This window comes from Nocardia sp. BMG51109 (assembly GCF_000526215.1).
In the GTDB taxonomy this organism is placed as follows: Bacteria; Actinomycetota; Actinomycetes; order Mycobacteriales; family Mycobacteriaceae; genus Nocardia.
The window spans coordinates 2,855,087-2,881,113 of record NZ_JAFQ01000004.1 but is presented as its reverse complement, the minus strand read 5'-3'; the positions used below and the strand labels follow the sequence as shown (position 1 = coordinate 2,881,113).

The 26,027-nt window shown below is 68.6% G+C and carries 26 protein-coding genes; 13 read left to right on the top strand and 13 right to left on the bottom strand.

Annotation, left to right across the window (positions count from 1 at the left end; translation table 11 throughout):
• Positions 1-14 precede the first annotated feature (14 nt).
• The 6 genes from D892_RS0114530 to D892_RS0114505 form a co-directional block, all read right to left on the bottom strand.
• Entirely contained in the window at positions 15-1,031 is a 1,017-nt protein-coding gene (locus D892_RS0114530) for an alpha/beta fold hydrolase (RefSeq protein ID WP_024801931.1), read from the bottom strand.
• Positions 1,032-1,421: 390 nt separating this feature from the next.
• On the bottom strand, positions 1,422-2,441 hold the full coding sequence (locus tag D892_RS0114525; protein WP_024801930.1) for an alpha/beta fold hydrolase: 1,020 nt from the start codon (positions 2,439-2,441) through the stop codon (positions 1,422-1,424).
• A 79-nt stretch (positions 2,442-2,520) separates the two neighbouring features.
• Positions 2,521-2,817: a DUF2516 family protein gene (locus tag D892_RS0114520; protein ID WP_024801929.1), complete on the bottom strand. Its 297-nt coding sequence runs from the start codon at positions 2,815-2,817 to the stop codon at positions 2,521-2,523.
• 54 nt (positions 2,818-2,871) lie between these two features.
• Complete coding sequence (locus D892_RS0114515; protein WP_024801928.1) at positions 2,872-3,564, bottom strand: hypothetical protein; 693 nt, start codon at positions 3,562-3,564, stop codon at positions 2,872-2,874.
• Positions 3,561-4,115 carry a helix-turn-helix domain-containing protein gene (locus tag D892_RS0114510; RefSeq protein WP_024801927.1) on the bottom strand — a complete coding sequence of 185 codons (555 nt, stop codon included), beginning with the start codon at positions 4,113-4,115 and terminating at the stop codon, positions 3,561-3,563. The genes D892_RS0114515 and D892_RS0114510 overlap by 4 nt, the downstream gene beginning before the upstream one ends.
• A gap of 85 nt (positions 4,116-4,200) precedes the next feature.
• The gene (locus D892_RS0114505; RefSeq protein ID WP_232236341.1) at positions 4,201-5,460 is read right to left on the bottom strand and encodes a DUF445 domain-containing protein; all 1,260 of its coding nucleotides are present in this window, start codon (positions 5,458-5,460) and stop codon (positions 4,201-4,203) included.
• A 271-nt stretch (positions 5,461-5,731) separates the two neighbouring features.
• Between D892_RS0114505 and D892_RS0114500 the strand changes: the two genes are divergently transcribed.
• From D892_RS0114500 to D892_RS0114490, 3 genes are all read left to right on the top strand, one after another.
• Positions 5,732-6,502, top strand: a complete 771-nt coding sequence (locus D892_RS0114500) for a TetR/AcrR family transcriptional regulator (protein WP_051499064.1) — start codon at positions 5,732-5,734, stop codon at positions 6,500-6,502.
• A 307-nt stretch (positions 6,503-6,809) separates the two neighbouring features.
• Positions 6,810-8,249, top strand: coding sequence for an AarF/ABC1/UbiB kinase family protein (locus tag D892_RS0114495; protein ID WP_024801924.1), 1,440 nt, complete (start codon positions 6,810-6,812; stop codon positions 8,247-8,249).
• A 22-nt stretch (positions 8,250-8,271) separates the two neighbouring features.
• Positions 8,272-9,513 carry a trans-acting enoyl reductase family protein gene (locus tag D892_RS0114490; protein ID WP_024801923.1) on the top strand — a complete coding sequence of 414 codons (1,242 nt, stop codon included), beginning with the start codon at positions 8,272-8,274 and terminating at the stop codon, positions 9,511-9,513.
• Between the two features lie 93 nt (positions 9,514-9,606).
• Here D892_RS0114490 and D892_RS0114485 read toward each other — a convergent pair whose 3' ends face one another.
• Complete coding sequence (locus tag D892_RS0114485) at positions 9,607-10,518, bottom strand: diiron oxygenase (protein WP_024801922.1); 912 nt, start codon at positions 10,516-10,518, stop codon at positions 9,607-9,609.
• A gap of 159 nt (positions 10,519-10,677) precedes the next feature.
• On the opposite strand from D892_RS0114485, the gene D892_RS0114480 reads away from it, so the two are divergent.
• The 8 genes from D892_RS0114480 to D892_RS0114445 all read left to right on the top strand — a co-directional run bounded on the left by D892_RS0114480 (position 10,678) and on the right by D892_RS0114445 (position 16,360).
• Positions 10,678-11,007, top strand: coding sequence for a DUF4873 domain-containing protein (locus D892_RS0114480; protein WP_024801921.1), 330 nt, complete (start codon positions 10,678-10,680; stop codon positions 11,005-11,007).
• Positions 11,004-11,636, top strand: a complete 633-nt coding sequence (locus D892_RS0114475) for a class I SAM-dependent methyltransferase (RefSeq protein ID WP_024801920.1) — start codon at positions 11,004-11,006, stop codon at positions 11,634-11,636. The genes D892_RS0114480 and D892_RS0114475 overlap by 4 nt, the downstream gene beginning before the upstream one ends.
• Before the next feature lie 295 nt (positions 11,637-11,931).
• Positions 11,932-12,318, top strand: a complete 387-nt coding sequence (locus D892_RS0114470; RefSeq protein ID WP_024801919.1) for a hypothetical protein — start codon at positions 11,932-11,934, stop codon at positions 12,316-12,318.
• Positions 12,315-13,058, top strand: coding sequence for a hypothetical protein (locus D892_RS41170; RefSeq protein ID WP_024801918.1), 744 nt, complete (start codon positions 12,315-12,317; stop codon positions 13,056-13,058). Before D892_RS0114470 ends, D892_RS41170 begins: the two co-directional genes overlap by 4 nt.
• A complete protein-coding gene (locus D892_RS0114460; RefSeq protein ID WP_024801917.1) occupies positions 13,058-13,801 on the top strand; it encodes an ESX secretion-associated protein EspG in 744 nt (247 codons plus the stop codon). Before D892_RS41170 ends, D892_RS0114460 begins: the two co-directional genes overlap by 1 nt.
• 69 nt (positions 13,802-13,870) lie before the next feature.
• Positions 13,871-14,764, top strand: a complete 894-nt coding sequence (locus tag D892_RS0114455; RefSeq protein WP_024801916.1) for a polyphosphate kinase 2 family protein — start codon at positions 13,871-13,873, stop codon at positions 14,762-14,764.
• Positions 14,765-14,930: 166 nt separating this feature from the next.
• Complete coding sequence (locus D892_RS0114450; protein ID WP_024801915.1) at positions 14,931-15,704, top strand: thioredoxin domain-containing protein; 774 nt, start codon at positions 14,931-14,933, stop codon at positions 15,702-15,704.
• Positions 15,705-15,802: 98 nt separating this feature from the next.
• A complete protein-coding gene (locus tag D892_RS0114445; protein ID WP_024801914.1) occupies positions 15,803-16,360 on the top strand; it encodes a vitamin K epoxide reductase family protein in 558 nt (185 codons plus the stop codon).
• 3 nt (positions 16,361-16,363) lie between these two features.
• Here D892_RS0114445 and D892_RS0114440 read toward each other — a convergent pair whose 3' ends face one another.
• Both D892_RS0114440 and D892_RS0114435 read right to left on the bottom strand, forming a co-directional pair.
• Positions 16,364-17,521 carry a S1C family serine protease gene (locus tag D892_RS0114440; protein ID WP_051499063.1) on the bottom strand — a complete coding sequence of 386 codons (1,158 nt, stop codon included), beginning with the start codon at positions 17,519-17,521 and terminating at the stop codon, positions 16,364-16,366.
• Between the two features lie 295 nt (positions 17,522-17,816).
• Entirely contained in the window at positions 17,817-18,548 is a 732-nt protein-coding gene (locus D892_RS0114435) for a ZIP family metal transporter (RefSeq protein ID WP_024801912.1), read from the bottom strand.
• A 114-nt stretch (positions 18,549-18,662) separates the two neighbouring features.
• Between D892_RS0114435 and D892_RS0114430 the strand changes: the two genes are divergently transcribed.
• Both D892_RS0114430 and D892_RS0114425 read left to right on the top strand, forming a co-directional pair.
• Positions 18,663-19,715, top strand: a complete 1,053-nt coding sequence (locus tag D892_RS0114430) for an NAD(P)-dependent alcohol dehydrogenase (protein WP_024801911.1) — start codon at positions 18,663-18,665, stop codon at positions 19,713-19,715.
• Between the two features lie 777 nt (positions 19,716-20,492).
• The gene (locus tag D892_RS0114425) at positions 20,493-21,116 is read left to right on the top strand and encodes a hypothetical protein (protein WP_024801910.1); all 624 of its coding nucleotides are present in this window, start codon (positions 20,493-20,495) and stop codon (positions 21,114-21,116) included.
• A 163-nt stretch (positions 21,117-21,279) separates the two neighbouring features.
• Here the strand turns inward: D892_RS0114425 and D892_RS0114420 are convergent, their stop codons facing one another.
• From D892_RS0114420 to D892_RS0114405, 4 genes are all read right to left on the bottom strand, one after another.
• Complete coding sequence (locus D892_RS0114420) at positions 21,280-22,194, bottom strand: triacylglycerol lipase (protein WP_024801909.1); 915 nt, start codon at positions 22,192-22,194, stop codon at positions 21,280-21,282.
• A gap of 157 nt (positions 22,195-22,351) precedes the next feature.
• Positions 22,352-22,534, bottom strand: a complete 183-nt coding sequence (locus D892_RS0114415; protein ID WP_024801908.1) for an antitoxin — start codon at positions 22,532-22,534, stop codon at positions 22,352-22,354.
• Between the two features lie 69 nt (positions 22,535-22,603).
• Positions 22,604-24,910 (bottom strand): 5-methyltetrahydropteroyltriglutamate--homocysteine S-methyltransferase, encoded by a 2,307-nt coding sequence (gene metE, locus D892_RS0114410; protein WP_024801907.1) that lies wholly within the window; start codon positions 24,908-24,910, stop codon positions 22,604-22,606.
• Positions 24,911-25,042: 132 nt separating this feature from the next.
• Positions 25,043-25,918: a 3-hydroxybutyryl-CoA dehydrogenase gene (locus D892_RS0114405; protein WP_024801906.1), complete on the bottom strand. Its 876-nt coding sequence runs from the start codon at positions 25,916-25,918 to the stop codon at positions 25,043-25,045.
• Positions 25,919-26,027: the final 109 nt, after the last annotated feature.

Below are 26,027 nucleotides of genomic sequence, written 5' to 3'. Positions count from 1 at the left end.
CTTCGACCGACAGGTCAGCTCGCCGCGGCGCGCGACCCGTACCGGCCGATGCGGACCATGCGGTGCAGTTCGGCGTTGAACTCCTGTGCCGCTTCGATATTCGGCAGGTGGCCGGTGGGCATGACGACGTAGCGGTCCAGGCTGCCGACCTCGGACAGCCGATCGGCGATGCGCTCCGACATCCGCCGGGGCAGCAGGCGGTCGTACCGGCCGGCGACCACGCTCGTGGGTACCGTCAGGTGGGCGGCCGCGTCCTCCAGTTCCATCTCCGCGAGCGCCAGCGCGAACCGGCCGCGGACCTGCGGGCGGCAGGACCGCACGATCGACAGGGCGAAGTCGGCCTGTTCGGCCGTGGCCGTGCGATTGAGGATGCGGGACTTGAGGATCGCCCGGACCGGGGCGCCGGTCGGCAGCGGTACCGGGGTGCCGAACAGCACCCGGCCCAGCCAGATCGGCGCGGGCACCAGGTCGTTGAAGATCGGCAGCACCTGGGTCTCGGACGCGATCGCGCCGGACGTCGTGGTCGCCAGCAGCGCGGCGGAGGCGCGCTCGGCGACCTGCTCCGGATACCGCCGGGCCCAGGCCTGAATCGTGATGCCGCCCATGCTGTGGCCGACCAGAACCGCGCGCTGTCCGGGCCGCAGTACCGCGTCCAGCACGTCGCGGAGATCGTCGGCGAGCTGGTCGGCGCAGAATTCGCGGGTGCCGACCTCGCTCGCGCCGTGCCCGCGCAGGTCGAAGGCGACCACCCGGTGCTGGTCGGCGAACGCGTTGATCTGCGGGTTCCAGTACTCGAGGCAGCAGGACCAGCCGTGGATCAGCACGATCACGTCGCCGTCGGCGGGTCCGTAGGCGTGCACCCGCAGGCGGGCCCCGTCGCCGGTGGTGACCGGGACGATCTCGGGCGAGGGGACGGCGTTCAGCGCGGCCGTCGCGTAGGTGCGGGCACGCAATCGCGCGCGATATGCGGAACTCAGCGCATCGGCGCCGCTTCGCAGGCCGGTCACCGTTTCGGGCAGCTTCACCAGCATGAGCACTCCTTTGTGTCCACCCGCACACTACCGCGCTAGCAGCAGTGCTTGCTAGTGCAAGCAGTGGACCGTGCCTGTGACGCACCCGAGCGCCGGGTGCGTGGACAGTTCCGCCGCCTGCCTCCCGTACTCCTCGGATACCCCGCGCACGCAACGGCATTCACGCACGAACCCGTCGATGAGCCACTGTTACCTATCGGATACCCCGCGCACGCAACGGCATTCACGCACGAACCCGTCGATGAGCCACTGTTACCTACACCACATATCGGCCGGACCGGCGGCCGCGCTCTCACCTGGCCGGATAACGAATCACGAACGATCCGCTCACCGACGAGAACCTATACCTGTGCGCCACAACAGATTCGGCTGCGCGGCCACCCGGTGGGGCTAGGCGGTGGCCTCGCGGGCGGGGTAGGCCGCGGCGGCGACGCGGGCGAGTTCCTCGTTGAAGCGCTCGTAGGCCTCCACGTTGCCCAGGTGCCCGGTCGGCAGGACGTCGAATCGGTCGAGGCTGCCCGTGGAGCGCAGCATGTCGGCTATCCGCCGGGCGTGCACGACCGGAGTCAGGTCGTCGAACCTGCCGGCCAGCAGCGTGGTCGGCACGGTGAGATTCGCCGCGGCACGGCCCAGCGCCAGGTCGGCGAGCAGCAGTCCGAAGCTCGCGCGCACGGCGGCCGGACAGGAGCGCACGATCGCCTGCGCGAACTCGGCGATGTCACCGGTGCTTGCCAGGCTCATGACCTGGCGGCGGAACGCCCAGCGCACCGGCGCGATCGGCGGGAACACGATCCGGCCGCCGAGCCCGACCCGGCCGACCGCGAACGGCAGCCGCACCGATCCGCGGTTGCACAGCGGCACGACGGTGGTCTCGGCGATCAGATCGCCGGGCGCGGTGTTGGTCAGCAGCACCGCCGCCGCGCGGTTCCCGACCTGCTCCGGATGCCGACCGGCCCAGGCCTGGATCGTCATGCCGCCCAGGCTGTGCCCGACCAGAACCGCGCGCTGCCCGGGCCGCAGCACCGCCGCCAGCACGGCGGACAGGTCGTCGGCGAGCAGATCGGTGCTCAGCGGGCTGTTGCCGGACTCGCTCTCGCCGTGGCCGCGCTGGTCGTAGGCGATCACGCGGTAGTCGCCGGCGAAGGCGTTGATCTGTGGATTCCAGTATTCGATGCAGCAGGTCCACCCGTGCACCAGGACAATGACGTCGCCGTCGGACGGCCCGTAGGCGTGCACCCGTAATCGGGTGCCGCCGGCGGCGATCACCGGCACGACCGCACAGGGTGCGTGCGGTGGATTCAGTGCGCCCGTCGGGTAGACCCGGGTGCGCAGGGTGGCGCGATGCGCGCGCAGCAGAGCCCGGACCCGGCCCGCGATCTCCGCCATCAGGCTCGGCGGCGTTGCCCGCATGGACACTCCTTTGTGTGTTACTGACTGCAACAGTAACTCGAAGGAGTGCATGCTTGCCAGTGCAAGCAGTGGCGCCCTGCTACCAGCGCGGGCCCCGCTGCACCTCGTCCACCTTGGGCCGCACGTCGGCCAGGTAGACGCCGGTGGCGACGACCGCGATGATGCCGAGCAGGCCCACCGGCGTCCTGGCCAGCAGCAGGAAGGCCAGCGCGCCGGCGAGGATGGCGACCCAGATGGGCTTGGTCAGCTTGTCTACGGCGGTGAATGCGTCGGAACGCTGCCGGACGGCGTGGACCAGCGCAAAGATGGTCGCGCCCAATGCGGCAAGCCACAGCACCAAGACGATTGCACCAGTCACGGAGTACACAAGCCTCATGATACGGGCTACGCCCCCGCACGCCAGGGCGTGCGGGGGTGCACCCGTCCGGCCTTACTCCTCGGAGGTGGTCTTCTTCGCCGCGGCCTTCTTGGCCGGCGCCTTCTTCGCGGGCGCCTTCTTGGCCGGAGCGGCCGCCGGGGCCGGCTCCTCCGGGTCGGACTCCGTGGTCACCTGCACGACCTCGGCGTCGACGACCGGCTCGGCCTCCGCGGCGTCGGATTCTTCGTCGACCTTCTGCCCGAGGAAGCCGCGGGCCTGGTCGGTCACCTTGCCGAACACGTCCTCGGCACGGGTGACGACATCGCTGTAGAGGCCCTCTACCCGGCCGAACTGCTCGTCGAAGCTCGAACTCTCCGAACGCAGCCGGCCCACGGTCTCCTCGCCGCGCGAAGCCAGCTCCGTGTACAGGTCGAGCAGCTGGTGGTAGTACTGGTCGACCGACTTGCGCAGCTCCTCGGGGGTGAGCTTCTCGCGCAGCTCGGCGAGGTCGTCCGGCAGTTCGGCGGGCAGGCCGGTCAGCCGCTGGCGCAGCGTGTCGAACTGCTCCTGGGCATCGGCCGGCAGGGTGGACAGGCGCTCGCGGGCCTCCTCGACCCGGCCGCTCACATCGGCGGTGCCCGCACGTTCGCGCACCTTCTCGACCAGGTCGTTCACGGCGTTGTAGAGCGCGTCACCGGCGCCGACGGTCGCGTAGAGCGGCTTGGTCACGGTGACCGTGGGTGTGGTGGCTTCGGATTCGGTCATGATGTTTCGTTCTCCTGGCGTGGCGGAACTTCGGTAGTGCTGCCGTCGGTGGCGTGAAGCGGAACCTCGTTGTCCCAGTTCCCTCCCCCGGGAACGCCCTCCTGAATGTCCGTAGCGTCCCCGCCGAAGTCGTTCCCCGCGTTTTCGCGACGGAACGATTCATAGATGTCCAGCAGCACCTGCTTCTGCCGCTCGGTAATTCCCGTATCGGCCAGCAGGGCGTCCCGGACCGGGCTGGGTGGCCTCTCTTCGAGAAAACCGGCCCGCATGTACAAGACCTCCGAGGAGACCCGCAGACCCTTGGCGATCTGCGCGAGCACCTCGGCGGACGGGTTACGCAATCCGCGCTCGATCTGACTGAGATACGGATTGCTCACCCCCGCCAGCTGTGCGAGCTGACGCAGCGAGACCTGCGCGGCCTCCCGCTGCGCCCGGATGAAGCCTCCGATGTCGTGTGCCGCATTGGCTACGCGGCCCACCCGTTCTCCGGCCGCGGACGTCTCCGCGGATGCCCCGGTGTTCTGGTCGGAAACCTCGGGCTCCTGTGCCATCACTCACCTTCCGGCGGTTGTACGGTCGATTCTAAAACCAGGTGCTAGCTTTTGCAAGCACCTTGCTAGCACTACGCCCCGGCGGCTATGACCAGCCCGGGAACAGCACGTGCGAAACGGTGTAGATCGCCAGTCCGGCGAGAGATCCCACGACCGTTCCGTTGATCCGGATGAATTGCAGATCGCGACCCGCCTGCAATTCGATCTTGCGGCTCGCCTCCTCGGCGTCCCACCGCGCCACCGTATCGCTGATGAGGGTGGCGATCTCGGAACCGTAGTTGGAAACCAGATAGCGCACACCGCGTTCCACCCACGAATCCACCCGGGACCGCAGCGGCTCCTCGTCGACCAGCCGCTGCCCCAGCTGCCCGACATTCTCGGTGATCTTGCGGCGCAGCGTGCTGTGCGGATCGTCGGCCGATTCGAGAATCATCCGCTTGGCGGCCCGCCAGGTGGCCCGGGCCATTCCGGTGATCTCCTCGCGGCCCATGATCTCGGCCTTCACCCGCTCGGCCTTGGCGATCATGGCCTCGTCGTACTGCAGATCGTTCGCGAATTCCTCCAGGAAGCGGGTGACCGCCAGCCGCACCTCGTGATCCGGCTGCGAGCGGATCTTCCAGGTGAATTCCACCAACTCCCGATAAATTCGTTCCGACAGCATCATATTGACGAATTTCGGTGCCCAGGACGGCGCGTCGCGCAGGACGATCCGGTCCAGGGTTTCCTGGCTGGCCAGCGCCCACTGGTGTGCCCGTTCGGCGAGCAGGTCCAGCAGCGGCGCCTGCCGGTTCTCGGCCAGCAGCTCCGCGAGCACCCGGCCGATCGGCGGGCCCCACTGCGGCTCGGCGATGCGCTTGACGATGGTGTTGTCGATCACCTGCTCGACGTCCTCGTCGCGCAGCGCGCCGATCACCGCGCGCAGGATCGTCGAGGATTCCTCGGACACCCGGTCCGCGTGGTGCGGATCGGCCATCCAGCGGCCCAGCCGCAGCGAGATCCGCGCCGAATTGACCTTCTCCACCACGGTGTCCGGGGACAGGAAATTCGTGCGGACGAAATCGCCGAGGCTGGCGCCCAATTGGTCTTTCTTCTTGCGGATGATCGCGGTGTGCGGGATCGGCAGGCCGAGCGGATGCCGGAACAGCGCCGTCACCGCGAACCAATCGGCCAGCGCGCCGACCATGCCCGCCTCCGACGCCGCGCGCAGGTAGCCGACCCACTCCCCGCCCGCCCCCTGCGCGCCCAGCCAGCAGCAGAACAGATAGATCACGGTGGCACCGGCCAGGAATCCGGTGGCCACGATCTTCATCTTGCGCAGATCGCGCCGCTTGCCGGATTCGTCCATCAGGTCGGCGAACGACGACGGTGACCCGGGAGCCGGGCGCCCACCCGGCGGACCGGCTGTGTTGTTTCCCACTCCGGCAGCGGATTCGGCGAGAGAGCCCGAATCCGCACCGGCGACGGGTGCACTGCTGGCAGATCGCTCCATATAGCCCATTCTGGTCGCAGTGATCGACCGGCCCGGTGAGACCCGCCCACCCCCTACCGCCGCGCCGGGAACATCGGGTCCCTGTCCGAAGTCGGAGCACGCGCGTTGCCGAGGATTTAAGCTGGAGATGCCCCCGTACCGCCCAGCAAGGGAGTCCATCCTGTCCACCGAAGAGCTCGTCGAGGTCGGCAAACGCGCGAAAAAAGCCGCTCCGGCACGTACGGGGCGAGTGGACGGCCGGAAGAAACGCTGGCATCAGCACAAGATCGACCGGCGCGAAGAACTGGTCGACGGCACCCTGGCCGCCATCCGCAAGCGCGGCGGGGATGTCGGCATGGATGAGATCGCCACCGAGATCGGTGTCTCGAAAACCGTTCTCTACCGGTATTTCTCGGATAAGAGCGATCTGACCCGCGCCACCATGGAGCGATTCATCGAGACCACCCTGATGCCGCGCATCTACGAGGCCATCAGCGACGATCTGGACGAATATCAGCTGGTGCGCAACACCCTCGCCGCCTATGTGCACACCGTCGACGCCGATACCGACGTGTACCGGTTCATCATGGGCAACGGGTCGAGCACCGATAAATCCACCCTCGCCGATTTCGAGAAGTTGTTCGCCGACGTGGTGACGGCCGTGCTGCGGGACAAGGCCTACGACCGCCAGCTGTTCACCGAGGGCGTCGAACTCTATGCGTACGTCCTGGTGGGCGGCGTCCAGCTGGCCACCGACTGGTGGATCACCCACCGCACGATGACGGCCGAGCGGATGCTCGACCACATGACCATGATGGCGTGGAGCGCCATCGAGGGCATGGTCCTGGCCGACGGTTCCCCGGAGAAGTTCAACGCCGCTCCGCACCGGCTCCCGCAGCCGGGCGACACCGCGGAGTAACCGGCACCGAAACACCCGTCGCCGCAGAACACCGGCCTGTCGACGGTCGGCGATACACGGCTCCGCTCGCCGCAGTCCGCGTTGACACGGCTCCCCGCAGTTCTCGATACACGGCCCGCCGTGGTTCTCGATACACGGCCCGCCGTGGTGGGCCGGACGCGGCTAGATCACGGCGCGCGGGCGGGTCGATCACGGCGCGCCGTCGGGGCCGATCTGTGTCTGGGCCAGATGCGCCCCGTTCGTTAGTCTGAGGACCGGGCAGGGAGCGCGGTCCCATCGACCGCGCGTCGGCACCAACGGAGGTTCAATGGCGAAGGAGCTGCCGACGTCCCGGTTCGCTCGGGGGACGAAGCTGGGCGTGGCCGTAGCCGGCAACGTCATTCGCGCACAACGCACCCGCCGCTCGATGCGCGGGCGCTCGGAGGCGGTGCGCGAGCGCATGGCCGAGGAGTCGATGCTCCGGTCGACCGAACAGATGGTCATGGTGCTGGGCACCATGAAGGGCGTCGCCATGAAGCTCGGCCAGATGCTCTCGGTGCTGGATCTCGACCTGGTGCCGCCCGAGCATCGGGAACGGTTCCAGCGCCGGCTCGCGGTACTGCGCGACAGCGCGCCGAACGTCTCGTTCGACACGATGTGCGCGGTGGTCGAGGAGGATTACGGCCGCCCGCTGGACGAGATCTTCGCCGAATTCGAACCGGAACCGATCGCCGCGGCCTCCATCGGGCAGGTGTACCGGGCCCGGCTGCACGACGGCCGGCAGGTCGCGGTGAAGGTGCAGTATCCGGGCATCGACGCCGCCGTGCGCGCGGACCTGAAGAACCTGGCGATGTTCCGGCGCGTGCTGCAGACGGCGATGCCGTGGGTGACGCCGGCGGTGCTCGACGAGCTGCGGCTGAATCTGGAGAGCGAACTCGACTACGTCGCCGAGGCGCACACCCAGCGCCAGATCGCCGAGCTGTACGCCGATCATCCGTTCATCGTCGTGCCCGCCACCATGCCGGAGCTGTCGAGCACCCGGGTCCTGGTCAGCGAGTATTTTCCCGGCCACGACTTCGAACGGATCCGGGAGCTGCCGGCGGCGGAGCGCAACCGGGTCGGTGAGATCATCTACCGCTTCTACGTGGGTTCGCTGTTCAGCTTCAACGAGTTCTGCGGCGACCCGCATCCGGGCAATCTGCTGCTCGGCGAGGACGGCCGGGTGGCGTTCCTGGACTTCGGGTTGTTCAACCGGATGGACCCCAAGCACGTCCAGGCGGAGATCGCCGGAATCCGGGCGGCGGCCGAGGACCGCGCCGACGACCTGTGGCAGATCATGATCGATCGCGGCGTCATCGAGGAGCCCGACGAGGTCAGCCCGGAGGAATGCCTGGAATACGTGCTCGCCGCCTGCGAATGGGCGGTGCTGGACGAGGAGTTGACCATCACCCCGGAGCTGGCCAGCGGCGCGTTCGTGCTGGCCGTCGACCCGCGCGCCGGCGAGTACGCCGGGATGAAGCAGCAGAATCTGCCGCCCGAGCACCTGTTCTCCCGGCGCGCCGATTTCCTCACCTTCGGTGTGCTCGGCCAGTTGCAGGCCACCGCGAACTGGCATCGCATCGCGCGCGAATGGCTCTACGACGATCCACCGGTCACCGAACTGGGCAAGGCGCATCACGCCTGGCTGGCCCAGCGGCCCGAACTCGTGACACAGACCGCTCCGGCGCCCAAGAAGGCGAACACCGGAAAACGACGGCGCAAGGCCTGACACCCGGCAGATGGGAAAATCCATGGCAGACAGGGAATTCGACCTGGTCCTGTTCGGCGCGACCGGCTTCGTCGGCAAGCTGACGGCGCAGTACCTGGCGGGCGCGGCACCGGCGGGGGCGCGCATCGCGCTCGCGGGCCGCTCCCCCGAGAAGCTCACCCGGGTCCGCGACGAACTGGGCCCGACAGCCGCGGAATGGCCGCTGCTGGTTGCGGATTCGTCGGATCAGGCCGCACTGGACGCCCTCGCGGTGCGGACAAAGGTTGTCGTCAGCACTGTCGGGCCCTATCTGCGCTACGGACTGCCGCTGGTGCGGGCGTGCGCGCGGGCCGGCACCCACTACGCCGATCTGACCGGTGAGCCGCCGTTCATCCGGGAATGCATCGACCGGTTCCACGACGAGGCCGCCGCCAGCGGTGCGAAGATCGTGAATTCCTGTGGCTACGACTCGATTCCGTCGGATCTGAGCGTGTACCGGCTGTACCGGCGGTCGGTCGAGGACAACACCGGCGAGCTGACCGACACCACGCTGGTGGCCTGGATCCGGGGCGGCGTCAGCGGCGGAACGATCGCCTCCGGGCGCGCCATCATGGAGGCGATCGCCGAGGACCCGTCGCAAGGATCCACGCTGTCGCATCCGTATTCGCTGAGCCCGGACAAGGCACAGGATCCGGACGTCGGCCGGCAGTCCGACCAGACGCTGGCGCGCGCGTCGAGCATCGATCCCAGCCTGGACGGCTGGGTGACGACGTTCGTGATGGCCGCGCACAACACCAAGATCGTGCGGCGCAGCAACGGCCTGCTGGGGTGGGTGTACGGCAAGAACTTCCGCTACCGCGAGACGATGAGCGCCGGCAAGTCGCCCGCGGCCCCGCTGGTGGCGGCCGGCATCGCGGGCGGCGTGGTGGCGGCGATGGCCACGGGCGCGGTGCTGTCACGGATGGCGGTGGGCCGCAAGGTGCTGGATCGGGTGCTGCCCGATCCGGGCACCGGTCCGAGCGAGAAGACCAGGCTCGCCGGCTGGTTCACGATGAAGACCTTCGCGCACACCACCTCCGGGGCCAAGTACGTGTGCACGTTCTCCGGCCGGGGCGATCCGGGGTACCAGGCCACCTCGGTGCTGCTCGGCGAGTCCGGGCTCAGCCTGGCCTTCGACGAATTGCCCGATCTCGCAGGCATTCTCACCCCGGCGGCGGCGATGGGCGACGCGCTCACCGAACGCCTGCGCACAGCCGGGATGACGATCGACGTCGACCGGGCCTGAGGTCGACCGATACCGACCGGGCCCGAGGCCGACCGACACCGACCGGGCCTACGGTCCGTCGATGCCAACCGGACTGAAAACCGTTGCGGTGGTTCACAAATCGTCGGGCAGCGATCGGGCGAGCTGCCACAGCGCGTGCACCACCTTGCCGTCGAGCAGGCCGACCTCGGCGAAATAGCGCAGCATCGGCTCGGACAGGAACCGCATCGTCGCGCGGTACTGCGGACCGGTGAACGCCGCCAGGAATCCGCGCCAGGGCTCAATACCGACCGATTCGTACACCTTCGGATTGATCAGCATCGGGTAGACCACCAGCCCGAAATAGGCGAGCAGCAGCTGATGCGGCAGCCGCCGCGCGGCGCCCCGCTCGGCCATGCCGCGGGCGAGTTCGTCGCGGGCGAACCCGATGTGCCGGGCCTCCTCCAGCACGTGGATGCGCATCAGCTGACGTACGTGCGGCTGAATCGTGCTGTCGGCCATGGTCTCTCGCTGACCGCGATCGAGGATCTCCTCGATCAGCAGGGTGCCGGCGTAGACCACGGGACCGAGCGGGAAGAATTCGGCGAGCTTCAACTGGATGCGGTTGAGCCGGTTCGGCCGGTACGGCGCCACCCCGGTCTTGTCGATGAGCCGGGCGAACATCGTCGAATGCCGGGATTCCTCGCCGATCTCGGTGAGCGCGTACATCGCATGCCTGGTGGCCGGCTCCCGCGCCACGATGCGCAACAGATACTTGCTGAGCAGCCCCTCGGCCAGGATGCCGAACGACAGCAGGCTGACCAGCTCGTGCTTGCCCAGTTCCACCCGCTGCTCGGGGGTCAGCCGCCGCCACAGCTCGGTGCCGTACAGCGAGAGGCGATGTTCGGGCAGCCAGTGTTTGCCCTCTTCCCACGGAGCGGCCCAGTCGATATCGACATCGGCGTCGTAGAAGTGTTCGGCCGAAGAGCGCAGCAGCCGGTCGGCGACGCGCTCGCGGCCGTCGGTGTTGTCGAGTCCGTGCGGCATCGCACTTCACCTCGGATAACAAGTTAGACGTAACACTGAGTTATAGTTAATATCGAGTGTGCGCCAGGACACACCATCCGTCAACGGTTCCGCAGGAGAAGGCCGGACGGCGGGCGAACCGAGCCCACGAGAACGACTCCCCAATGGCGAGGAGGCGCAATGGAACTGGTCCCCGAGCCGGCCGAATACGAGGGTCCGGCCACCGTCACGCTGGGCGAGGACAGCTTCTCGGTGCGGGTGCGGTTGCGCGGGCACCGTCAGCCGATCGACGGCGTCTACCGCTGGTACGGTCGCATCGACCCGCATCCGGCGCTGAACCGCGCCGCGGGCAACCGCAAGAAGCGCGTGCGCCTGCACACCCCCGAGGGAGTGGCCGAGGCACAGCTCGGCGACCGTGATTTCTGGGGCCGCCTGCGCGTGACGGGCCACAGCACGCCGCCGTTCCGGGTCGCGACGGCGGCCGCGACCGAGGAGAGGACGGCCGGGTGAACCTCGCGCGGCGCACGATGAACCACCCCGCCTTCGCCCTGGCGTACGAGCGCATCTGGCGGCCGACGAGCTTCCTCGCGGCGACCGGCCGCACCATGCAGGCCGACCGCCGCGACGCGGTGCGCACGCTGCGCCTGAGCGGCGCCCGCACGGTGCTCGACGTCGCTTGCGGCCCCGGTAATTTCACGCACTATCTGAGCCGGCGACTGCCCGGTGACGGCTACGCCGTCGGCATCGACTTCTCGGTGCCGATGCTGCGCCGGGCGCGGGCGGACAACCGCGGCCCGCGGGCCGGCTACGTGCGCGGCGACGCCCGCCGGCTGCCGTTCCCGGACGGCGGCTTCGACGCGGTGTGCTGCTTCGGCGCGCTGTACCTGATCCCCGACCCGATGCTGGCGGCCGCCAAGATGATCCGGGTCCTCGCCCCGGGCGGACGAATCGCGATCAGCACCAGCCACCGCTCCGACGGCCCGCTGGGCCGGGTCAGCACGGCGGTCGGCGGAGCCGGCGGGCTGCGGGTCTTCGATGCCGGCACCTTCCCGGAACTGTTCGCCGAGGCGGGCCTGGTGGAGATCGAGCAGCAGGTGCACGGGCTCATGCAGTACGTGAGCGCCACCCGCCCCGGCTGAAAGCCGCTCGGGGACAGTCCGTCCACACGCCCCGGGCCGTCGCACTTGCGCCACGATGCCCGCGGACGGCGCGAACCGAGGCGCGGCGGGGCCGCTCGCCCCGAGCGTTCCGGCGGCCGCCGGAACGGTCCGGCCGGTCATCCGGACGACGGAAACACCGGGCCTGCAACGGCTTTCACAATCCGCACCGGGACAATGGTGTGTCGTGTCACAGCGCCGATCGGCGGCATCGCCGGTAACGCTCCGGTAATGTCCCGATGGGGACAGGTGGGTGGTGAGCAGAGGGGAGACGCGGGTGGGTGTACCGGATACCGGACAACAGGCCGCCCGCGAACTGTACGCCGCGGCAACGGCTTCCGGCGGCGATGCCTTCGAGATCGACGAGGACGTGGCGCGCAACCTGGCCGCCGCCTGCGACCGGCTCGTCGACGATCTGCGGCAGTCGCTGCGCACCGATCAGCCCACCGCGGTCACCGGCTTCCCCGATCTTCCGTCCGGGCACGGGCTGGCTCGCGGCTTCAGCGCCAAGGGCCGCGAATTCCTCGACGCCGTCCTCGCCTTCCAGGAGACGGCCCTGCTGTTCAAGGCCGCCTACCTGGCCGCGGGCAGACATTTCGAGGAGGCCGAGGCCGCCAACCGCGCCGCCCTCGAAGTGGCCGCCGCCCGGCTGGAGCACCGGTGACGCCGAACGAACCGGCCGCACCCGACGGTGCGCCGGAGCAGGCGCCCGGCGGACCGGCGGACCACTCCACCGGTCCGGACGAGGCCGGGTTGTCCGACGTCCGGGCGGCCCCCGAGGGCGTGGCCTCCGGCGGTCCGCCGGCCCCCGGCACGAACCGCCCCGGCGAAACGCGGGACGAGTTCGATCCGCCCTACGTGCCGGACCGGGAGGTGTTCGGCGCCTTCTCCCATCGGGAACTCTGGGATCGGGTACACGAGACCCTCGATCCCGGCGCCCTCGGCGAGGCCGCCGACGCCTGGCGCCGCAACGCCGATCTGGTCGGCGAGGCATTCCGCGCCTTCTCCGACAGCACCAACGCCGAGTTCGCCCGCTGGGCCGGCCGGGCCCGGGACGCGGCACAGCGGGCCACCCGCGACCTCGTCGCGCGCGGAAACGCCGTGGCGGAGGCGTGCGCCACGCTGCACCGATTGCTGGAGTCCGACGCCGAGGCGGCCCAGGGGATCCGGGACGCGATCCCGCCACCGCCGCCGGCGTATCGGCCGCTGGACGATCCGGCTGCCGAGGCGGTGCACGGCGGCCCGCGGCGAATGGAGCACGACCTGCACACCGCGGCCGCCCTGGCCGCCGCGCGCGACGCCATGACCTACGTCTACAACCCGACTCTGCCCCCGTCCGGGGACCGCGTTCCCCGCTTCCCGCCGGCGCCGTCCGGACCCGGTTCGAGCGGGGGTCGCGAATAGTGAAATGGGTACTCACCCCGGACGAGTTCACTCACGTCTGGGCCACCGAGACCGGGCTGGACCGCCGACCTTACCCCGTAAATATGATCCCCGCGGCCACCGCGCGCACCGAATCCGAATACGCCGCACTGGGTTTGCGGCACCGCTACGCCCGCAACACCGACCCGGACCTGACCGCCGCGCTGATGCTGTGCGCGCGTGCCGACGCCACCACCGTCACCGTGACCGGGGAGCGGAGCGACCGGCGCGACCGGCGGGCGCCCACCGCCTCGCGACCGGGCGAGCCGGAACGGATCCTGGCCTTCGCCGCGGTGGTGCACCAGCACGCCGGCATCCTGGTCGCGCGCCCCGACACCGTGACCGTCACGGTCTGTCACGCCCGCGCGCTGGGCGCCAAGCTGGTGGATGTGATCGGTTCGGCCCCGCCGGGCCGGCAGGCACCCATGCGCGAACCGCAGCACGAGGTGCTGAATCCGGACGAACCGCCGACCGCCCCCGCCAACGGCCGGCCCGGCGCCGCCCGGCTGCGCCGCAAGCTGCGCGAGCCGGTCGACGCGCGCGGCTTCATCACCATCACGGTCGCCCCCGACAATCCGATGTCGCCGCCCACCCGCCACCGCACCTGGCTCGACTTCAGCGGCGACGGGCGCTACCTGCTCACCACCGCTGCGGACCTGCTCCTGACGCCGGTGTCGGACGACGATTTCGCCGGCCACCTGATGAAATTGGCGGGCATCGGCTGAGTCCGTCCCGCACCGGACATGCCGCGCAATCACCGGGCCCGGCCACCGAGCCGGGCATACTGCTCAGTTATGGCCAAATCCCCCTGGTCCACACCGATCACCGAGGCATTGCGGGCCGACGGCATCGAACTCGGCGGCATCGGACTCGGCGACATCGAACTCGGCGACATCGAACTCGGCGCCTTCGACACCTCCGCGACCCCCGGTTTCCGGGGCGACAAGAAGTCCGGCGAACGGCTGCTGGCCGAGCGTGGCCCGGTGCTGTCGGATCTGCAGGAGAAACTGTTCGCCAACGGCCGCTCGGGCGATCCGCGCAACGTGCTGCTGGTGTTGCAGGGCATGGACACCGCCGGCAAGGGCGGCATCGTCCGGCACGTGATCGGCTCGGTGGATCCGCAGGGCGTCGACCACGCGGCCTTCGGCGTGCCGACCGCCGAGGAGCGGCGGCACCACTATCTGTGGCGGATCCGCAAGCGGCTGCCGCGCGGCGGGCAGCTCGGGGTGTTCGACCGGTCGCATTACGAGGACGTGCTGGTGGTCCGGGTGCACGAGCTGGTCCCGCCGGACGTGTGGGGCAGGCGCTACGACGAGATCAACCGGTTCGAGCGCAAGCTCACCGAGGCCGGCACCACGCTGGTGAAGGTGGCGATGTTCGTCTCGCTGGACGAACAGAAGAAGCGGCTCGCCGAACGGCTGAACCGCCCCGACAAGTACTGGAAGTTCGATCCGGACGATATCGCCGAGCGCGGCCACTGGCCCGCCTACCGCGAGGCGTATCAGGACGTCCTGGACCGGACCTCGACCGAATACGCCCCCTGGTACGCCGTGCCCGCCGACCGCAAGTGGTACTCCCGGCTGGCGGTCACCGAACTGCTGATCGATGCGCTGCGACGGCTCGAACTGGATTGGCCGGCAGCGCAGTTCGACGTCGAGGAGCAGAAACGCCGGCTCGCGGCCTCCTGAGCGACGGCCGGTCTGGGCAATTTCTCAGGTTCGCGGGTAATCATGGCGTCCGGACCGCCCCCGGCCGCACGGAAGGCTGCGACGCGCCAGCGGCGTGGACGCCCCGTACCATCGCAGGCGGCACCGGACGGCTGTCCGCAGCAAAACACAGGAAGGCGACTCGAAGGTGAGCAAGAATCCGCGAGGGAAGAGCCCGCTGGCCTCGGTGCGGGGTGCCGATCGCACCCGCACCATCCTGATCCAGGTGGGTGTCGGGGCCGTGCTGGTCGCGCTCATCGCCGCTATCGGCATCAGCATCGCGGTGAAGCAGAACAAGAAGAACGACCCGGGCCCCACACCGGCGGTCGCCGCGCAGCCCGCCACGCCCGACGCGATCACCGGCTCGATCACCGACAACGGCGCCATCCGCATCGGGAAGCCGAGCGCCAAGACGACCGTCCGCGTGATCGCCGACCTGCAGTGCCCGGCCTGCCAGGCGTTCGAGCAGGCCAACGGCAAGGTGCTCGAGGACGAGGTGCAGGCCGGCAACGCCGCGGTGGAATACAACGTCATCGCCTTCCTGGACAAGATGTCGTCGGGCACCCGCTACTCCTCGCGCGGCGCGAACGCCGCCTACTGCGTGGCCGAGTCCGATCCGGCGAAGTTCCTGCCCTGGCTGACCAGCATGTACCAGCAGCAGCCGCCGGAGAACGGCACCGGCCTGCCCGACGAGCAGATCGTGCAGATCGCCCAGGCCGCCGGATACACCGATCCCGCCGTCGCCGAGTGCATCACCAGCGACAAGTACGACAAGTACGTGCAGAAGGTCAGCCAGGACGTGCTGGGCGAGGGCATCCAGTCCACGCCGTCGGTGTTCGTGAACGGCAACCAGATCAAGAGCTCACAGCAGCTCATGCAGCCGGACGGCCTGCGCCAGGTCATCGAGTCCGCCGGAAAGTAGGCCCGGGCGGGCACCGGAACATCGTGACCGCCGGGAAGTACGCCCACGCCGGAACATCGAGGCCGGCCCCCGGCGGGCACCGGAAGGAGTAGTGCGGGATGACGACACGTTCCGCCTGGGTTCTGCTGATCGGCGGGCTCGCGGGCTGGATCGCCTCGGTCACGCTGACCGTGGAGCGGTTCAAGCTGTTCATGGATCCCGACTACCGGCCCTCGTGCAGCATCAACCCGGTGCTGTCCTGCGGCTCGGTGATGGCGACCGATCAGGCCTCGGTGTTCGGATTCCCGAATCCGCTGATCGGCATCGTCGGTTTCTCGGTCGTGGTCACGCTGGGGGTGCTGACCGTCGCCGGTGTCCAGTTCCCTCGCTGGATCTGGGGCGGCCTGTGGCTGGGCCTGATCCTGGGCATGGCGTTCATCGGTTGGCTGATCTTCCAGAGCCTGTATCGGATCAACGCGCTGTGCCCGTACTGCATGGTCGTGTGGGCGGCCACGCCGATCCTGCTGGCCGTCGTGACCAATCAGCTGTGGGAGAGCGCGCAGGCGCCGCTGCGGATCATCGCGGAATGGCGCTGGACCGTCGTGGTGGTGTTCTACGCGGTGCTGCTGCTGCTGGTATTCCTGCAGTTCCAGGACTACTGGATGTCGCTGGTCTGAGGATCAGTTCGGCGGGCCCGCGGCCAGCACCACGGCCACCGTTCGCCTGGCGCCGTCGCGCCCGGTGAGTTCGAGGTGCACGGTGTCGTTGGGTTTGCGCAGGTTGAGCGTGGCCTTCAGGGATTGGACGGAGCTGATCACCCGGCCGTCCATTCCGGTGATCAGATCGCCCTCGGTCAGTCCGGCGGCGTAGGCCGGCATGCCGTAGACGGCCGATCGGACCCGGGCCCCGGCGGGCTTCTCGTCCGAGGTGATCACGCCCAGGGTGGCGGTGGGCCCGACGTGCACGGTCTCGGTCGGCATGCCGGAACGGATCTGCCGGACCACGCCCATCGCCCGGTCGATCGGCACCGCGTACCCGCTGGCCTGGCCCGCGGCCCGGGCCGGCTCGCCGTTCGCGGCGGCGATCACGCCGACCACCGCGCCGTAGCGATCGACGAGCGCGCCGCCGGACTGTCCGGACGTCACCGGCGCGGCGATCTCGACCATGCCGGTCAGCGCCTTGGCCGACGAGTCGGCCGAATCCCGCGCCATGATCGACGAACCCAGGGCGGTGACCGTTCCGGGTGTCGCGGTCGGCGAGCCGGTGCCGCCGGCATTGCCGATCGCCATCACCTCGTCGCCGATGCGCAATCCCGCGGAACTGCCGATGCGGGCGACCGGCAGCCCGTCGGCCCGGGCCAGGGCCAGCAGCGCGATATCGGCCTCGGAGTCGTAGCCGAGCACGGTCGCGGTGTACCGGTCGCCGGTGCCGAGATCGCCGACGCTGATGGAATCCGCGCCCTTGACCACGTGATGACTGGTGAGCACCTGACCGTCGGCGGTGAGCACGATGCCCGAACCGGCGGCGCTCAGCCCGGACGGCCGGATGGACACGTCGACGTTGGCCAGCCGGGGTTCCACGGCCGCGGCGACCGCGCCCGGATCCATCGGCGGCAGCGGCGGCCCGAGCAGCGTCGCGGTCGGGTGACCGAGGCCGAAGGCCCAGCGCGGAAGCTCCCCGCGGTAGCCGAGGAAGCCGACCGCGACCAGGACCAGCGCGAGCAGAATCGCCGGCGCCCGCCAGGCACGACCCGGCCCGCTGCCGGCGCCGCCTGCGGCACCGTCGGGCGGCGGATCGCCGGTCGTCCGGTACCGGTCGTCGTATCGCCGATCGTCCATGGCCACTCCCGCCTCGTGCAGCCCGTCGGGCTCCGGCGATTGTGTTTCTATATGTAGCAGCACTGCGGGCCCGGTGCGCCCGTTCCCTGATACCTGTCTACCGCCCTGCCGTTTCCTGCTGGTCAACGGTCCGAGTCGGGAAAGTTCCAGCGCCGGGGAGTAATTCGGCTGTCGTGTCACCGATTTCCGTCAGTGGTTCGGCCCGCGACCCGCATCAGCGATTCGGGGGTCGCGACTCGCGTCGGTAGTCCGGGAGCCGCAACTCACGTCGGTAGTCCGGGAGCCGCAACTCGCGTCAGTAGTTCAGGGCCGCGACGGCGAACATCAGCAGGGCTCCCGCGATCGTGCACAGCAGCACCAGCCGCGACGGCCGACCGGCATGCGCCTCGGGCAGGATGTCCCCGGTCGCCAGGTACAGCAGGAAGCCCGCGAAATATCCCAGATACAGCCCGGCCAGGTCGGCCGGTATGTGAACGACCGTGCCGATCACCGCGCCGACCACGGGCGCGAGCGCATCGAGCCACAGCAGCACCAGTGCGCGGCGGTGCGCGTTGCCGTACAGGGTCGGGATGGTGAAGGCGTTGAAACCGTCGGCGAAGTCGTGGCAGATCACCGCGATCGCCACCGAGATCCCCAGTGCCGCACCGGTTTGGAAGCCGACGCCGATACTCAGGCCGTCGAGCATGCTGTGGAAGATCAGCCCGCACGCGGCGAGGACGCCGACGGACTGGAAATCGTGTGTGTGACTGCCGAATTCGCCCTCGTGGCCGACGTGGATGGCGGTGGCCTGCTCGATGATGTGAACGGTGAAGAACCCGACGACGGCCGCGACCAGCGCGCCGGGCACCCCGACGACGGTGTACGCCGATTCCGCGAGCGCGTCGGGCAGCAGATCGAAGGCGACCACGCCGAGCATGACGCCGGCGGCCAGGCCGAGCACGACACGCTTGCGTTCGCCGATGCGGACCGCCACCAGCCCGCCCAGCAGTGTCGACAACAGAGAGACCAGCGAAAGCAGAATCGCCACGACGTTCAGCATGTGCTATCGCGTGGCACACTCCAGGCAAATCGGATCGGCGAGTTCGGTGCCGCGGGCCACACCCGTTTGCGTAGCTAACAATGCGAGGGTAGGCATGGGTGCATGACGACCGCTGCCGCCTATGCCGTCTCGACTCCCGACGGACCGTTCGCCAAGACCACGATCGAGCGTCGCGAGCTGAGCCCGCACGACGTCCTGATCGACATCAAGTACGCCGGTATCTGTCATTCCGATATCCACACCGCTCGCGATGAGTGGCACGGGACGACCTACCCGTGCATCCCCGGACACGAGATCGCCGGCCTGGTCGCCGCGGTCGGGTCCGCAGTGACCAGGCACCGGGTCGGCGACCGCGTCGGCGTCGGCTGCATGGTCGACTCGTGCGGCGAGTGCGGGCCGTGCGTCGCGGGTGAGCAGCAGTACTGCACCCGCGGCGCCGTCATGACCTACAACACGACGGTGCCCGAGGAGTTCCAGCCGGGCGGCCACACCTTCGGCGGCTACTCGACGCAGGTCGTGGTGACCGAGAACTTCGCCGTGTCGATTCCGGAGGGGATCGGGCTCGATGTCGCCGCGCCGCTGCTGTGCGCGGGTGTCACCCTGTTCTCGCCGCTGCGGCACTGGAACGCCGGGCCCGGCAAGAAGGTCGCGATCATCGGCATGGGCGGGCTCGGGCATATCGGCGTCAAGATCGCCGCGGCGATGGGCGCGGAGGTGACGGTGCTCAGCCACTCGTTGAGCAAGCAGGACGACGGCCGCCGCTTCGGCGCGCACCACTACTACGCCACCAGCGACAAGCAAACATTCCGCGAACTGCGCGGCGAATTCGACCTCATCCTCAACACCGTCTCCGCCGACCTGCCGATGGATCGGTACATGAAGCTACTGAACCTGGACGGCACCCTGGTGATCCTCGGCCTGCCCGACAACCCGCTCGAGGTGAAGCCGTTCACGCTCGCCGGCTTCCGCCGCTCCCTGGCCGGTTCGATGATCGGCGGCATCCCGCAGACCCAGGAGATGCTCGACTTCTGCGCCGAGCACGGCATCGGCGCCGAGATCGAGGTCATCTCCGCCGACCGCATCGACGAGGCCTACGAACGAGTGGTGAACAGCGACGTCCGCTACCGCTTCGTCATCGACGCCTCCACCATGTAGATCGACGTGGGTACCGGCGACCATGACGGAACGGACGCGCCCCCTTTCGTCATACGGAATTTCGCCGAGACCGATGACCCCGGTGAGCACCGAGTGGTTCGAGGGCAGCTACAGCGGCCAGGGCCTGCGAGTGCGTCGAATTGACCTATCTCGATACCGACAACGTCGAAGTCCGCGATTCAAGGAACCCGGTGAACCGGCGCTCGAGCTTGAAATACTCTGCTACCCAGAGGAATCGCCTTTGCCGACGATGATCCGAGTATCCACGGGAGCCGTGACACCGACCGGCGAGGCCGCCACTGTCAACCGAAAACATGGCCGCGGCTGTCGAATCCGACCTCATCAGGTCGAATTACCCTGCATCGCAGATGAGTTCTCCGTGGACGCCGCCGGTGTGCCGAGCCGCAGTGGTCACCCATGGTCCGTGATTCGCCGAGCCCGGACCGGGCGTACGTTACTGTGACTTTGAACACAGACATGCCGATCTGCCCTACACGCGTCTGAGCACGGAATTTCCCGGTCGACGCGCCGATGTGGGCAGCTTGATTCAGATTGCGCTACCGGGCGCACAGCAAATTTGAGGCGCAACAGGATTCAAGGGCATTTTCGCGTGATCAACAGCCGTCCGGTCCGGGCATCGCCCGCAACACAGATAATAGCCAGCTATCGCCGAGACACGCAGCGTAGACGAACCCCCTGCGCGACAACGCAATCCATCTCCCCTAAGGTCTTTTCCGGTCGCCCATCCGGGGCAGACAAGTGGAGGGAATTCTAAGAATGAAGTTCGGGAAGATCACTGCTACCGTTTTCATGGCTATCGCCGCGACGGGGATCACAGCGGCAACCGCACACGGCGAGTCGGCAGCAGTCACGGAGCAGCCGGCGGCAGTGACGGCGGGGGACGCGACTTCTGGCGTCGACCGCGGCATCAATTACCAGACAGCGGTTTCCCCGGTCGACAAGACCGTCACGACCACCGTCGCGAACGGCAGGTTCGAGCTGGCTCCGAGCGGAACAGCGGTGGCGCTCAAGTCCGATACCGGCGAGACCATGGGTGAGGTGCCGCTGCAGTTCGATGTCGAGGGCGTTTCCATTGCGGCCGCGCAGCAGATCGGCGCCGACGGGCACACGTTGACGCTGACGCCCACCCCGACGGCCGAAGACATTGCCCAGCTGAAGGACATCAGCTCCTTCGACCGGCTCCTGGAGCAGATCAACAAGAACCAGCCGAACGTCACCATCGGTGCCGTTATCGGCGGAATCATCGGCGCCTTCGTGCCCTTCCTGTGGATCTTCACCATCCCCGCCGGTGTCGTCATCGGCGGAATCATCGGTGGATACTCCCAGGGGGGCCAGGAGTTCCTGGACGCCGTGCAGGCATTCGCCACCGGCCAGCCGTGATGCGGCGCGGGTAGCCGAAACGAAACACCCGCAAACCGAAACGAGGTGGGCGCAGACACCATTCACCGGGTCTGCGCCCATTCTTCTGCCCTATGTTCCGCAACCCTTTTCACGCGCCCACTGATTCCACACGTCCGACGGGACCAGCGCAGATCGGCAAGAACTATCCGGCGCAACGAGCTGCGGTATGCGTCGGGTCGAGGGCCGCCTGGACTATCTGGATGACGGTGGGTGAGCGGAGTAATCTGCCGTGGTCGAAAGTGTCGGCGGCGCAGACGTTCTGGACCCAGATATTGTTCACCAGCGCGCCCGGGCCGGCCTGGAGGAAAGTTGCCTCGGGGGGTGTGGATATCTCGTCGAAGCGGCTGGCTACCACCGTGTAACGCACGCCGGGTTCGGTGTCGCCGCCGGCGTTGAGGGTGTTCAGGAATTCGCTGCCGACGAGCTGCTGGGCGGCGGCGGGGCCGAGTACCCGAGCCACCATATCCGCGCTCGGCTCGGCCGCGCTGCCGGTGGGTAGCAGGTAGCCGAGATTGCTGGCGGTGGTGCCGTGGTTGGTGGCTCCGACGGTGATCAGCTGCCGCACCGTATTCCGTTCCGGGGCGGCCGGATCCACGCCGCCGCCGAAGCGCATGTACTGGCGCGCCACCAGTCCGCCCTGGGAATGCGCGACGATGTCGACCCGCTCGGAACGGGTCGCCGCGCGGACCCTCTCGATGAATTCGGCGAGTTCGCCGGACGAGGCCCGGATATCGCCGGTGCCGTAGACGCCCGGCTGACTGCCGTACAGGCTCGAGGTGTCGCGCCCGTAGTCGAGGGCGAAGACGCAATGACCCGCCGCCTTCAGCTTCGGCGCCAGCGCATCCCAGCTGTGCCGATTGCCCCAGGTGCCGTGCACGAGCACGACGGGTTCGGGATGTCCGGCCTCCGGTATGCATTGCCAATCATTAGCCTCCGGTGGGGAGGAGCTGCCGGCGGAGTGCGGTTCGGCAGCGGTCCCGGAATCCGCTGCTGCCGCACCCACCCCCATCACCGTGCACAAACCCATGACCAACAGCAGCACGGCCGGCGAACGCATCACTCATCCCTTCCACACCGAAGAGCAGTAACGGATCGATTGCCGATGCTAGGACGGTGAGAGCGGGAATTCGGGTAGGCGAGCGCCGAAACGCCGGAGGGGCGGAACGACGAACGGCGGCCCGGGTGCGAACACCCGGGCCGCCGTTCGTCGGATACTACTTGTGACGCTGCTCGCGCAGTGTCTTCTTGGCCGTCTGCTGCGCCTTGTCGACCTGCTTGGCGTACTTGCCCTTGGTCTGCTTGTCGACGGCGTCACCGACCTTGTCGATCACCGGCTCGAATTTGTCGGCGTGCTTGCCGGCAAGGTCGGCGATCTTCTTGAAGTTGAACATTCCCATGACCGCATCTCCTGTCGCGAAACTGGCTATTCCAGGCTAACCGGACGGGACGCCCGGCACCCCGGATCGTTACCGCGGGCCCTGCTCCGCCCGCCGCCGCACCCGTCGCGCGGCCGCGACCAGATTGCGCAGCGACGGTTCCAGCTGCCAGGAGTGCCGAGTCTTCAAGCCGCCGTCGGGATTCGCCCACAGCCGCTCCGGGGTGACCGCCTCGGCCGCCGCGGTGAGCGATTCGTCCAGCTCGTCGATGTCGGGGATGCGCGCCGAACGACTCTCGTACACACCCGGACCCACGCCGTGCGAGAGCCCGTGGCCCTCCCCCACGTCCTCCCGCAACGCCTTGAGCACCCATTCGATGGACCGGGTGGCGACGATCGCGGTGACGTCGGCATCCAGCTCCTCGATCGCCCGCACGATCTCGGCCCGGCCGGAATAGCCGATATGCGTGTGGATCTGGGTCTCCGGCCGAACGCCCGAGGTGGCCAGCCGGAACGCGTTCACCGCCCAGCGCAGGTATTCGGGACGCCCGCTGGGGCGCAGCGGCAGCAGCTCACGCACCGCCGGTTCGTCGACCTGAATGATCGGCACCCCGGCCTTCTCCAGATCCGCCAGCTCGTCGCGGATCGCCAGCGCCACCTGGTCGGCGGTCTCGTACAGCGGCTGGTCCTGCCGCACGAACGAGCGTGCCACCATCGTGACCGGGCCGGTGACAATGCCTTTCACCGGTTTGTCGGTCAGCGACTGGGCGTAGGTGATCCACTCCACCGACATCGGCTTCGGCCGCGCGACATCGCCGTACAGGACCGGCGGCCGCACGCACCGCGACCCGTACACCTGCACCCAGCCGAAATGCGTGGTGGCGAAGCCGTCCAGCAGTTCGGCGAAGTACTGGATCATGTCGTTGCGCTCGTGCTCGCCGTGCACCAGCACGTCCAGGCCGATGTCCTCCTGCAACCGGATGGTCGACTCGATCTCGGCCTCGATCCGCTTGCGGTATTCCTCGTAGGACAGCCGCCCCGCGCCGAGCTCGTAGCGGGCCTGACGGACCGCCGCGGTCTGCGGGAACGAGCCCAGCGTGGTGGCCGGCACCGTCGGCAGGTTCAGCGCGGCGCGCTGAGCTTCCCAGCGCACCTCGTACGGCTCGCGCTCGCGCATCTGCGGCGTCACGGCGTAAACCCGTTGCCGCACAGCGTGTTTCTGCTTGAAGTGCACCTCGCCGGGCCGCTTGCGCCAGTTGTCCGACGGCCCCTCGGTCAGCGCCTTCGCGAGCGAAACCACCTCGAGGACCTTCTGTTTCGCGAAGGCCAGGCGGTCGGCGACATTGCCGTCGATATCGTATTCGACGAGCACGTCGTAGGGCACGTGCAGCAGCGTCGTCCCGGTGGACACCACCAGATCCGGGCAGACCCGGGCCAGCTCCTCGAGGTACTGCAGCGTCACGTAGCGGTCGGCGCGCCACACGTTGGTGCCGCTGATCACGCCCGCGTACAGCCGCTTGCGCCGGATCCCGGGGATCTTCGCCAGCTCCTCCGGGCGCATCCGGAAGCTGGCCAGATCCAGCCCGATCGCCTCCACGGCCGTCCCGGCCAGGATCCGCACGGCCTCACCGAAATCGCCGTACTGGCCGGTGACCAGGATGCGCGGACGCAGCGGAGCGGTCGACAGGCGCTGGTAGGCCCGCTCGAACGCCGCCAGCTCGGCCGGCGTGCGCTCGCTGGTGAAGCACGGCTCGTCCAGCTGCACGCAGGTCGACCCGCGCTTGGCGAGGATCTCGAGCAGCTCCTCGTACACCGGAAGCAGCCGGTCCAGCAGGGCCAGCCTGTCGAACTCGGCCTCGCCGGGCACCTGCCCGGCCTTGGACAGCAACAGCAGCGACACCGGCCCGAGCACCACCGGCCGCTGCTCGATCCCGGCGGCCATGGCCCGGTCCCACTCGTCGAGCAGGGCCTCGGGATGCAGCGAGAACTCGGTGTCGGCATCCAGCTCCGGCTGGCGGTAGTGGTAGTTGGTGCCGAACAGGCGCACCAGCTCCAGCGGCGGCAGGTCCGGCCGGCCGCGCGCCATCAGGAAGTAGAAGTCCAAGGGGTGCAAGCCTTCTCGGTACCCCTCGAACCGCTTCGGCACCGCGCCGAACAGCAGCGCGTTGTCGAGGATGTGGTCGTAGAAGGAGAAGGTGTTGCCGGGCACCTGGGTGAGCCCGGCCGCGTGCAGCTCGGCGAACTGGGTCTCCTGGATCTCCCGGCCCACGGACAGCAACTCGTCGCGCGAGAGCGAACCGCGCCAGTACGACTCCAGCGCGCGTTTGAGCTCCCGGTGCGGTCCGATTCTCGGATAGCCGAGAATGCTCGATCCGAAACCCTCGGTGACGTTGACCATGAGCGGGACACTCCTTCTCCAGCCGCGGGTCCGACTCGGCCCTTTTCGCAGCTTATGCCCGGTGGCGGTAGCGGCCGTCGCGATTCCCGGCGGCGTGCTCGCGGCAAGCCCGTCGTTCCGGCGGGGGTTGCGTCAGCGGTTGTTGTTGTACTGGTAGAAGCCGGCGCCGGTCTTCTTGCCGAGCAGCCCGGCCTCGACCATGCGCATCAACAGCGGCGGCGCCGAGTACAGCGGCTCCTTGAACTCGTCGTACATGGAGTCGGCGATCGACTTCACGGTGTCCAGGCCGACCAGGTCGGTCAGCGCCAGCGGGCCCATCGGGTGCGCGCAGCCGAGCACCATCGCCTTGTCGACGTCGTCCTTGGTCGCGAAGCCCGATTCGACCATCCGGATCGCCGAGAGCAGATACGGCACCAGCAGCGCGTTCACCACGAAACCGGAGCGGTCGGCCGAGCGCACGACCTGCTTGCCCAGCACGTCGGCGGCGAAGTTCTCGGCGCGCTTGGACACCGCGTCGCTGGTCTTCAGCGTCGTCACCAGCTCCACCAGCGGCAGCACCGGCACCGGATTGAAGAAGTGCATGCCCACCACGCGATCGGGGTTGGCGGTGGCCATCGCGATCTTCATGATCGGGATCGAGGAGGTGTTCGAGGCGAGCACGGCGGCCGGATCGGTCACGACCTTGTCCAGCTCGGCGAAGATCGAGGTCTTCACCTCCTCGTTCTCCACGACGGCCTCGGCGACCAGCTGGCGGTCGGCGAAATCGCCCAGGTCCGAGGTGAAGCGCAGCCGCCACGCGGCCTGCTCACGCTCCCGCTCGGTGATCTTGCCGCTGGACACGCCGCGATCGAGCGAGCGCAGGATCCGGGCGCGGCCCGCGGCGGCCAGTTCCCGGGTCTGTTCGAACACGAGCACATCGACATGCGCCCGGGCGCACACCTCCGCGATTCCGGCGCCCATCTGTCCGGCGCCGATCACTCCGACGCGTTGAATCTTCTCGGTGCTCACGTCCCGCTCCTGCTGGTCGTTGTGGCTCGGTGGCTGTGGGAAACGTTAGGGGGAAAGCCCTTCCCACCGGGGCTGTTCGGTGGGAAGGGCGAGTGCGCGTCCGGGCGGA